This window comes from Clostridium luticellarii (genome assembly GCF_002995845.1).
Lineage (GTDB): Bacteria > Bacillota > Clostridia > Clostridiales > Clostridiaceae > Clostridium_B > Clostridium_B luticellarii.
Genome location: NZ_PVXP01000090.1, coordinates 1 through 10,879, shown reverse-complemented (window position 1 = coordinate 10,879; position 10,879 = coordinate 1). Strand labels below are relative to the sequence as shown.

The 10,879-nt window shown below is 32.8% G+C and carries 8 protein-coding genes; all 8 read right to left on the bottom strand.

The genetic code is table 11. From position 1 onward, the window contains the following. Nucleotides 1-269: 269 nt before the first annotated feature. Nucleotides 270-644, bottom strand: coding sequence for a type II toxin-antitoxin system death-on-curing family toxin (locus CLLU_RS16795; protein WP_106010923.1), 375 nt, complete (start codon nt 642-644; stop codon nt 270-272). Next, nucleotides 641-886 carry a type II toxin-antitoxin system prevent-host-death family antitoxin gene (locus CLLU_RS16790; protein ID WP_106010922.1) on the bottom strand — a complete coding sequence of 82 codons (246 nt, stop codon included), beginning with the start codon at nt 884-886 and terminating at the stop codon, nt 641-643. Before CLLU_RS16790 ends, CLLU_RS16795 begins: the two co-directional genes overlap by 4 nt. A gap of 118 nt (nt 887-1,004) precedes the next feature. Further along, nucleotides 1,005-2,594, bottom strand: a complete 1,590-nt coding sequence (locus tag CLLU_RS16785) for a type I restriction-modification system subunit M (RefSeq protein ID WP_106010921.1) — start codon at nt 2,592-2,594, stop codon at nt 1,005-1,007. Nucleotides 2,595-2,763: 169 nt separating this feature from the next. Beyond that, nucleotides 2,764-4,023: a restriction endonuclease subunit S gene (locus tag CLLU_RS18780; protein WP_158255941.1), complete on the bottom strand. Its 1,260-nt coding sequence runs from the start codon at nt 4,021-4,023 to the stop codon at nt 2,764-2,766. Nucleotides 4,024-4,095: 72 nt separating this feature from the next. After that, nucleotides 4,096-7,305 (bottom strand): type I restriction endonuclease subunit R, encoded by a 3,210-nt coding sequence (locus CLLU_RS16775; RefSeq protein ID WP_106010920.1) that lies wholly within the window; start codon nt 7,303-7,305, stop codon nt 4,096-4,098. Further along, complete coding sequence (locus CLLU_RS16770; RefSeq protein WP_106010919.1) at nt 7,302-7,877, bottom strand: restriction endonuclease subunit S; 576 nt, start codon at nt 7,875-7,877, stop codon at nt 7,302-7,304. Before CLLU_RS16770 ends, CLLU_RS16775 begins: the two co-directional genes overlap by 4 nt. A gap of 634 nt (nt 7,878-8,511) precedes the next feature. Then, complete coding sequence (locus tag CLLU_RS16765; RefSeq protein WP_106010918.1) at nt 8,512-9,519, bottom strand: PDDEXK family nuclease; 1,008 nt, start codon at nt 9,517-9,519, stop codon at nt 8,512-8,514. Nucleotides 9,520-10,110: 591 nt separating this feature from the next. After that, a complete protein-coding gene (locus CLLU_RS16760) occupies nt 10,111-10,593 on the bottom strand; it encodes a hypothetical protein (RefSeq protein ID WP_106010917.1) in 483 nt (160 codons plus the stop codon). Nucleotides 10,594-10,879: the final 286 nt, after the last annotated feature.

Here is a 10,879-nt window from a genome sequence, read left to right as displayed (position 1 = left end):
TCAAAAGACTGGACTGTTTTATTCATTTTTTATGCGATTTTATAAATCTGTGGATAATTCTAAAACTCAAAGTTACCTTATCCACAGTCGTTATCTAGTCATTTCTAAAAAAATGGGGAAACTCTAACAATTAAAAGACAGATATCATAATTGGGTATAATCATACTTGTAAATTCGTTTAGCCGTTTAACTGTCTTTATAAACACTGTGGAATTCATGGTATCATCATTTTCTCAGGCATAATAAGCACCTACTATAAAAGTAAATACCTATTTATGATTTTCTATCCAGGATATTATATCTTTCTGATTTAATTTCCCGGATGCTATATCCACACCTAAATCGACTAATTCTTTTTGGGTAAATTCTAATTTAATATTGTTATACTCAAGAAGCATAAGCATAACATATATTCCGGTTCTTTTATTACAATCCACAAATGCATGATTTTTTATTATATTAAAACAGCTATTTGCACATTTAGATTCGGCAGTTGGATATAAATCCTCCCCACCAAATGTAGCCTTGGAATTTTCTATTGATGATTTCAAAAGTTCTATATTCCTAATTCCTTTTGCTCCACCTGTAATATCTATCATCTTATCATGCAATTTTATTATATATTCCAAAGATATATATTTCATCTATCAGCCAGTTCCTTAAAAGCTTCTATATTTTCTTCAAGAATTTTATCTGCAATCCTATCAAGGGTCTGTTCTTCAGATACAGCTTCTTTAGTAAATTCTTCAAAGTCCAAAACTACATATTTGGGCTTGTTATTTTTCATAATAACTACCGATTTGTCCTCATCAACCATCCTGGCCACTTTAGAAAAATTCTGGTTAGCCTCTGACATTGAAACTATCTTTTTAGTATTTACCAGCATTGAAACCCCTCCTAACACTATAATATGTTTATATTATACCATAAGTAGGATAAAAATGTCCTACTTATATAAAATTTTAAATTGCACCTAACTCACACTGTTCCCAGCACCAGCAAATTTAAATTTTTACACCTAAAATCTTCAATTGCTCATTAATCTCTGCTTCAAGTTCTGCAATTTCCTTATTGTCTTGTTCTAACTGCTTATTTACTTCTTCCAAATCAATTGGAGCTTCTTCTTCAAAAGTATCAACATAACGTGGAATATTCAAGTTAAACTCATTTTCCTTGATTTCCTCAATTGATGCCACATGGGCATATTTATCAACATCTATACGTTCTTTAAATGTATTGATGATTTTATCTACATTTTCATCACTTAAGTTATTTTGATTCTTTCCTTTTTCAAAATCATTACTTGCATCAATAAATAATATGTCTTTGGTTTTACGATTCTTCTTAAACACTAAAATGACTGTTGGTATACTTGTTCCATAAAATAAGTTAGCTGGCAAACCAATAACCGCATCAAGATAATTTTTTTCAATCAGAGTTTGACGGATTTTGCTTTCCGCCGCACCACGAAATAGCACACCGTGGGGCAAAACAATAGCCATTGTGCCAGTGTTGTTTAAATGATATATACTGTGCAATACAAAAGCATAGTCTGCTTTTGATGCTGGTGCTAATTTCCCATAATCGCTAAAACGTGGATCCTTTAATTTGCTTTTATCATTATCCCATTTCGCAGAATATGGTGGATTTGCAACCACTGCATCAAAACTACGTGGGTGATCAATTCCTCTTTCGTCCGGTCCATCCGGCCAATCATTTTCCAAAGTATCAGCATTATTTAATGTCATATTGTTATAAGATACATCGTGCATCATCAAATTCATACGAGCCAAGTTATACGTTGTTGTGTTCAACTCCTGACCAAAGTACTTAATAGGAGTACCCTCAGGCAACTCTTGTCCAACAGTAAGCAGTAAAGAACCTGAGCCCATTGTAGGATCATATAAATTGAAGAATTCATCTGATTTTTCTACACCATTAGTAACTATTTTAGCCAAAATCTTACTTACTTGATGAGGTGTATAGAATTCTCCACCTTTTTTACCAGCACTTGCAGCAAATTGACCGATTAAGTATTCATAGATTTCACCTAGAATATCTTTTCCATCATCTCCCTTGTATTCAATTCCATCAACTAACTTAACTATATTGTTAAGTGATTTTGCACGTTCATTTGTAGAACTTCCAAGACGTGAATCTCCCAAGTTAATATCGTTGAATATACCACGAAAATCTTTCATCGCTTCTTTATTTAATTCTGCATTTTTATTAAAGTTATCAAAAATAGTTTGGTAGTCACTGGGAATAACTTGTGAATCATTAATTTTATTAATCAACGACTCCCATGCATCATTTGGTGCAATTGCATACCCCAAGCTTGATGAAATATCTTCTAGATAATCATCCAAATCTGCACCTACCGCTTGTTTTAGGTAAGCATCATTGGTAGATTCTCTCTCTGCAACATCAATAACATTATTCTCCTCTAAATACTGCTCTTGGTGTTCTGAAAGGTATCTATAAAACATAAATGCCAGGATATAATTTTTGTACTCTGACGCATCCATTGTGCCACGCAGTTCATTTGCCATAGCCCAAAGTTTGCTGGTAATTGTTTGTAGATTATTACTCATTGTTTTAATTCCTTTCTCTTTTGAAATTATTTTATCCGATGGCTGCCATCCGTAATACCCTCATTTCACTCTGTTAAAGTGATTCACACAAAATTAAAAATTTTAGTTGTCTACTTTTCTTATAAAATGTGATAACGGCTGCTATGCTCCTGGATAACGAGTTCTAAGTTTATATAAACATCTGTTGTAGTAATGCTTTCTTTTGTTCTTGCAAATGATTTAACTTACGTTGATGAAGGGTGATAAGGTTGTCAAAGTTCTTAAATAATAAACCAATTTTTACTTTTTCATCTTCTGACTTAGGAAACATCATCTTCCACTTATCTAATTTGGATGTGCTAATGAATGGTTGGTCTGATCCAACAGCTTCTTTTCTCGTATATTTTAATATTTCTTTTTCAAGTAGCACATATGAAAAATCAACATCAATATCTGTAATAAATTTTATTTTTCCAGCACGCTGATATAATAAAGAGCCATCCAAGTTTCTGGGAATTCTTGATATTTTTAACTTTCCATCAATTATTGGCCTATTCAATCCAACAACTATATCACCTTCGTATAGTAAGAAATCTAAATAATCTTTTCTAAAAGATTCTGGCAAATAATTAAATTTAGCGCTGTCTACTTTTCCGTGTTGAATTGACTCACCATTAACAATTGTCACGCCATCGTCAACATAGTCTTGATATTTAAAAGCATAACCTGAGCATATTTTATAGTAATCACAAAACTTACGCTGTTCCCAAGGGTCAGTAAATCCCGGGAAACGAAGTTCTGGAAAATCTTCGCCATTTTTCGGGAACATTTTTTGTAACAAACCTTTCTTCTTATCCTGCAAGTGATTCAACTTACGCTGATGAAGGGCGATAAGGTTGGTGAAGTTGTTAAAAAATGCCCCGATTTTTTCCTGCTCATTTATCTCTGGAATACTAATTTGTAACTTTTGTAAGGTTTCCTGATTAATATTGGTATTTGCAGAACTTGTAGCTCCCATCAAAATCTGATTTCTAATAGATTTCGTAGAATATACTACTGCATTAAAACTATCACTCATATTTTCAAATGGTCTGAATCTAATAATAAATCCTGAATATGTTGTGTTTTCGAGTGTTTTGGGTACTATTGCTGCTTCTCCTACTCCCTCTGGTTTTACTGATGAACGAATAAATAGTACATCACCCTTTTCTAAACTGTAGTCTCTTCTTTGTATATCTGTACTTTCAGCCAAGCCCAAATCTACACTCTCTACAATATTTCTACCAAATACATTTTGAAGGTTCACAAATGGATATCCATGTCCCATTGCATCTTTAGAAAAATTCATTCCATTTTTAAATTCTCCAACATCTCCCAACTTACGCTGTTCCCAAGGGTCAGTGAATCCTGGAAATCTTATTTTAGGTACATTTGCTTTATTTTTATCCATTTTATCTCCTATCTGAGCTGTCAATTGATAGTCGGCAGTTCAATAATTAATTTTAAAGTGTCATCTGATAAATTAGGTTTCAGCCTGATCATCAGCCAATTCATAAATGGCCTCACGCAAACCATTACGGTACTTGATTTTAGACAAAGATTGTATTTCTTGGTCATGTGCTAAAATCTTATAATTTACGCTTGCTTGGGCAATTATATCTCGAATTTGACCAGTATCATCTAAATCCTGCATACCATAACGATGATGACTGAATAATTCACGCATCTGAGCACTTGTGATAATGTCTGTAATTCCCCACTTCACTCGAAAATCCAGGAACATTCTATCAAGGCTGACATTGTTGGCCGCTTGAATAATTTGTTCACTATCTCTCAATTTTACTGGATATTTAAGATTAAAACCTTCCGGTGGAAAATGCCCTTTGATAATAGCAATTGCTGCATTCATAACCTTCGCAGCATAATTTCTGTCTTCCAAACCAGTGGCAAATTGATCAATTTTCTCTTTCGTAGCTTGTGCTTCCTGGCTCTTTCCCTCATGCACCTGGTTTAATAATTGCTCCACCAATTCAGTTAAATAGTCATAATCTATTTTCACATCCTTGACATGAGTCATTTTTAACTCAATTTGATAAAAAGGAATTTTCTTTTCTTTTGACATATGTTGTTTAAGCTCATTGGTTAAAACTGTGGTAAGCATAATTTCTTGAGCACTTGTCATACCTAATTTTTCAACCAACTCATCAGGATTGTCGTAATTGAAACCTACTGTATTTCCATCAACTTCTTCAGGGGTATATTGTTTTAATTTAGCCATTCCAACATTATAATCACGCAGCAAATCAAACATATATTCTTTTTGCTTCTCAGAAGGTGGTAATTGTTGAAACTCATTAGTTAAGCTGTCTAATTTCTCAACAACTTCTTTAACTTCATTAAATACATCTCCAAAAGATTTAGCGATAATACCAGCCTTTTGGTTAGATTTACGCTGTTCATCTTCTGATAAAATTGCGGAATTTTTATTAGCATAAATTGCGAGAGCTTCATTCATCAACTTCTCATTTTGAGCAGGCCAGCGATAATTTACAATACGCCCCCAAGGTTTTTCCTGCATATCAGCAATGCGGTTTGTTCTTGAATAAGCTTGAATAAGTCCAGCCCCTTTAAGTGTTCTATCTACATAAAGGGTATTAAGTTCCGGTGCATCAAATCCAGTCAAAAGCTGATCTACCACAATCACAATATCTAAGAAGTTCTTGTCTGTAGCAGTTTTATTCAAACGGCTAGTAACATCTTGCGTATATCCTGCTACATCATCCATGCCAAAGCTTGTACCAAATTCTTTGTTATAGACCCTAATAGCATCATATAAACCTTGATTGGCGGCAAGCATACTATCATTATTGGATGAGTTTTGGCTAAATGTAACTGCTACTTTTAATGTTTGTCCACCATTTTTCTTATTCTCATCATTTACTCGTTGAAATTCATTGAAATACATCATTGCCATTGGCGTACTAGCTTTCCCGCCGCCAACATGAGTGGTAAAGAGGGCATTATACTTACCTCCGTTTGAACGATTTCGCCAGTTTTTGAAAATATCTTCAACTACTAATTTGATATGATCCTGATTTTCATCATAGAAACTTGGTTCAACCGCATCATCCATATCTTCTTGACTTAGATTATCAATTTTCTCTTTAATTTGTTGTTCAGTCCACTTCGGATAGCGTTCTCGGTAGAAATTTGGCAGATATTTGGATCTCATCTGCTCTTCATCAATGGTTGTTTCAAAATCCACTTTAAACCCTAAAACATTTCTATCTGCAATTGCTTCACGAATAGTATAGGCATGTAACAAATGTCCAAAAATATCTTCTGTTCGTAAACCGCTGGTAGTTTCATCAAACATGGGTGTCCCTGTATAGCCAACCCAGGCAGACTTCTTAAAAGCCTTTTGTATCTTTGCAAAACTTTCACCGCCAGTTGAACGGTGTGCCTCATCTACGATAAATACAATATTTTTATCAGGTGATTTAAAGGATTTACGTTTCACTAAAGTATCGAGTTTTTGAACAGAGGTAACAATGATACTATTATCTTTACTATTTAGTTTACGCTTCAAATCACTAGTATTATCAGTATCTTGGACACTACCAGTTATATTTTCACCAGCATCCGGATCATAGGCCCTATAATTTTCATTTGTCTGTGTCGTTAAAGCAATTCTATCCACTACGAAGACAACTTTATCAACTTTTGGCATGCGGCTTGCAAGCCATGCTGTTTTAAAACTGGTTATGGTTTTACCGGAACCTGTAGTATGCCAAACATAACCTACTTTATTTGCACCCAGTTCAAAATCAACTTTCTTTAATTTTTCAATTACATTCTGGGTAGCATATACTTGATATGGACGCATTACCTTTAACGTTTCCTTGTTTTTTGTGCCATCCAAAATCATATAATTGGTAGCCATCTGATGTGCCATTGGAATGCTTAACATTGAATCAGCAAACTCTTTCCAATTACGCACAATCGTATTATCACTTTTACGCTGCCAGTTAAAAGCAAAGTCTTTATTGAAATTATCCGGCGTGGTATTCGCCATATACTTCACGTTATTCGGCGTAATTGCCACCAATATCTGCAAGGTGGAAAAAATATCACCATATTGATTTTCTTCAGAATATTGATGCATTTGATTTAGTGCTTCATTGACATCATGTGTATCACGTTTTTCCTCAATTTGTATAATAGGCAAACCATTAATAAGAAGTGTGGTATCAAAACGACGATTTTGTTTCCCTGTGATAATTGCAGGGCGTTCAATTTGATTAACTACTTGATACACTGTATCTCCAGCACCAATTTGTTTTTGATCGAAAACCGTTAAAAACACATGACGGCCGTCATCTAAATCAATTTCGATTTGCGATACACCATTAAGTCCGTATAAAAATTGTCCAGCTTCATATGGCGTTTGAATATCAGATATAATCTTTTTAACTTGATTAAATTCCACAGTACTCAGTGGATGATCAAGTGTATTTTGATTGTGCTGTTCAAGAATCTCTTTGAAGTTATCCCAAAGCTTTTCTGTAGTTTTAATTTTTGCTTCATACTTCCACAGCTTTGTTTTCACACAGTAATCAGCAGATTTTTCGATAACCATAAAATCGCTGATTCCTTCCAGGTGCTCAGGTTTAGTTATGGTTCCACTGGTAATATATTGTATTAACTCAGTTTCAAATTGCTCTTCATTCATTTCTCACTTGCCTCCTCTAACCTGGATAATCTGATTTTTGTTTCAAGTTCTGCTGCTCTATTTTTAAGTGCTTGCAGCCTTAACTGATTAAAATAGACTTGTCCTATAATTTTTTGCCTATCTATGGAAGGTATTTTCGGTATTTCAAGCTCTTTAAGCTGCTTGAGAGTATATTTTAAAACTTGCGAACCCTGCAGTCCCAACACAAACTGTTTCTTGATTGTTTTGTTTTCATTAATGAGATAAGCCAAAAACTTTGAATCAATGTTATGGCCAGGTAATAACTTAACGTAGTTTTGCGTATAAAGATATCCCTCGTGCTCTTTTCTTACCATCGTTGCAATTCCCGTGATTAAACTAAACACCACATCACCATCGCATAAGATATTTACTTTATCATTGGTTCTGACTTGTTTATTGTCCACATCGTTTGAAATAATACCCACCAAATCATCTGTTAAATCTGTTTGACTATAATAAGTAAAAAGCGGTGTTTTCTCATCAAACACTTCAGTAATTCTAAACTGAGGAGATCCACTTACTAATTCAACCAATTCACTCAACTTTTTCATAAAATATTGTGCCTTTCTAAAATTAACTTTATTTACTATGCTGTAATCATATCATAAAAGGAATTTTATTGCAACTATTAAAAATGTAATTTTAAAAAATTACATTTTTAATTATTTTTTCCCTAATTACTTCTGCTAAAAAGTGAACACACCTTGTACCCTTTTACACACCTCTGGTGCATTTTTACTATTAAGCATTAATTTTAATGAAATAATTTATCCTAACCAACATATTAATTTTAACAAAAAACGCTGAAAGCCACTGATCTCAGTGACTTTCGATTGTATCAAAATTTTAGTTCTTATTTGGTATTATCTAAAAATTCTTTAAAGATTTTGAATGCGCGCATATAGCCATAAGAATCTCTTTTTGGATTCTTATGGGATTTCTCATTAGTAAACTTGACTTCTAATAATCCACGTGCTTTTCTTAATGAATTCTCATCGACAAATACACCCCAGAAATTCATGCCAATATCATGGCAATAAGGGTAGAAGGCCTCAATATAAATTACACTCTTTTTAAATCTTCTTAGATATTAACTTCCATTATTCTTTATCTATCACCTTTTTTGGTCTCTTTGAAGCACTAAATCCGATAAAATTGATTTCTTCTTATTTTTCAAATAAACATTTATAGATATTTCTCCTTGATTTCTTTAATCAATAAATCTCTGCTTTCTTCGCTTATGGAAAACATGGTCTGCCTGAAATTAAAACCTTGATTGGCTGCTGCTTTCATTTCAGATGCTGCAAATGGCATTTTCAATTTTTTGAATTTATCCAGTTTCATATAGTACTCATAGTTATGATGACCATCACAATCCTGCATCTCCAATTTACCAGAAGCAGCGCCATAAGCAATGATTCCGGTACCATTTTTATAAAGAAATACAGTATCACCCTTCTGAAGCTTTTCAATTTTTTCCCGCCAGCCTGGATAATATGCCGCAGCTTTATGCTCCTTGAGCATATCTTCAGTATGATGTTGATTATTTGAGTAGTTCGTATTGAGAACATAGGTGCTGCTCTCATATTCAAGATAACCCTCAATAGGGGAATACATATTAAATTCAATAAAGTGGTCACCATTTACTTCAAAAACCCAATATACAATGGCGTCAATATTTAAGCCGTTTTTCTTCCAGTAAACAATAGCTTCCACAGTCTTTTGATCAAGACCATTAGTTACAACTAAAAAGTGTTGTTTACGATTAAACTCTTCTTTGCTTAATCTGGAACTATCTGAAAGATCAAAATACTGTTTGTGTATCTCGTATAATTCTGCTTTAGGATCATCATTTCCATAGTACTTTTTAAACATTTCATTTAACTCATCGTAATTACTGCTGCCATAAAGCTGACCATATCTTAAGACCTGTAACAAATTTTCCTGGTGTGAGCCCCAACGTTTAAGTTCAAATATATACAAATCACCATTTTTATCCAGGGCTAGAATATCTGGTTCTTCCTGACGTGGTCGTTCATTAAAAATGGTCATCAGTTCATTTGAAGATATGAAATCTTGAATATGACTTGATAACAACTTTTGCAAATCCAATTCTTTCCACCCAAAGGAATCAAGAGTGACCCTGTTCACTTTTGTATAATCTTTTGTTTTAGTATTTAATCTATAGAGCATTTATTTCCATCCCCTTTTTTATTAACTTAATAGTCTTTGCCATCTCTATTACCTCCAAAAATCTAATATACATGAATTAATTTATAATTAATCATATTTAATATCAAACTCATTTATTATATACTCCTTTATAACTACTTTTTCTTCTTTTAACTGATTGTAAATGAACAATAATACATCATGTTTCCTTAATACTTTATTAATTAATTATACATATATTGCTAGGATTCCTTCTTTTTCTATACACAGCTTCTTAAACATATCATCTTTTTTCTCAAAAGTTTAATAGGTGTCTCTTTGTCCATATCCTCATAATCTACACGATACCCCTACCCTCAGCATTCATATATTATATTTTTAATTATATATAATCACAATGACATAGACTGTCGGTAATAATAAAATTACCTATAAAAAGTAAAAAAGCCAGTTAAGATAAGTAAAAATCAATCCTAACTGGTTTTTAAACTTCGTTATATAATTTTAGCTGTGTCTTGCTATTTTGTTTAATTCTATAAGTCTCTGATTTAATCCTTGCTGAATATTGATAAGACCCATTTTCTCAAGTATGAATTATACAATACATCTAATTCATTTAAACTTAACCCCACTATTCTCATATTCATAAGCTAACCCGTCTATTACATTATTAATCTTTTTCCTCTTAGACTTTAAACTCAAATCATAAAAAGCATAGTCCTGCTGAAGATAATTAAATATCAACATCTCAACATCTTCTCTATCCGTATCTATATAAGATATTAACATCCTGGCAGTAATACCTAATTTATTCTCTACCAAATCTTCATGCAGTAGCAACCATTGATTAAATACCTCATCTCTATTGTATAATCTACAACCTTTAGACTCCAGGCAAAGAATATTTATCTTCTTATATATATTCTCATCATCTGTATTTTCCGCAAATACTATTTGGTTACCAGAAACAGTATCCTTTAAAATCTTAATGACCTCATATACACACTCATCTATTAAAAATACCATGCCCTTATGAAAACAAATACCATCACACCTATAATTATCTGCACTTGTTTTAACTATACTCTTAACCAAATCATCACCTCATAATATTAATTACCCCCTGCTACATCATAAAGGCGAGTGAAACCTACTTAAAATATTTCCTACTTATTCTATACAAATCAACAGACAATGTCAGATCTACACCAGATATCAAATATTTAGTCAATTAATAAAACACAGATCCTCTATTGTAGATTGTCAAGTAAATTTGACCCCTTTTTACGTTTAATTTTGACCCCCTAGAGTCTAAATTATATTTAGGCCAAAACCATCATATTTTAATTTTTTAGTATTAATTATTAATTGCTTAGATTCA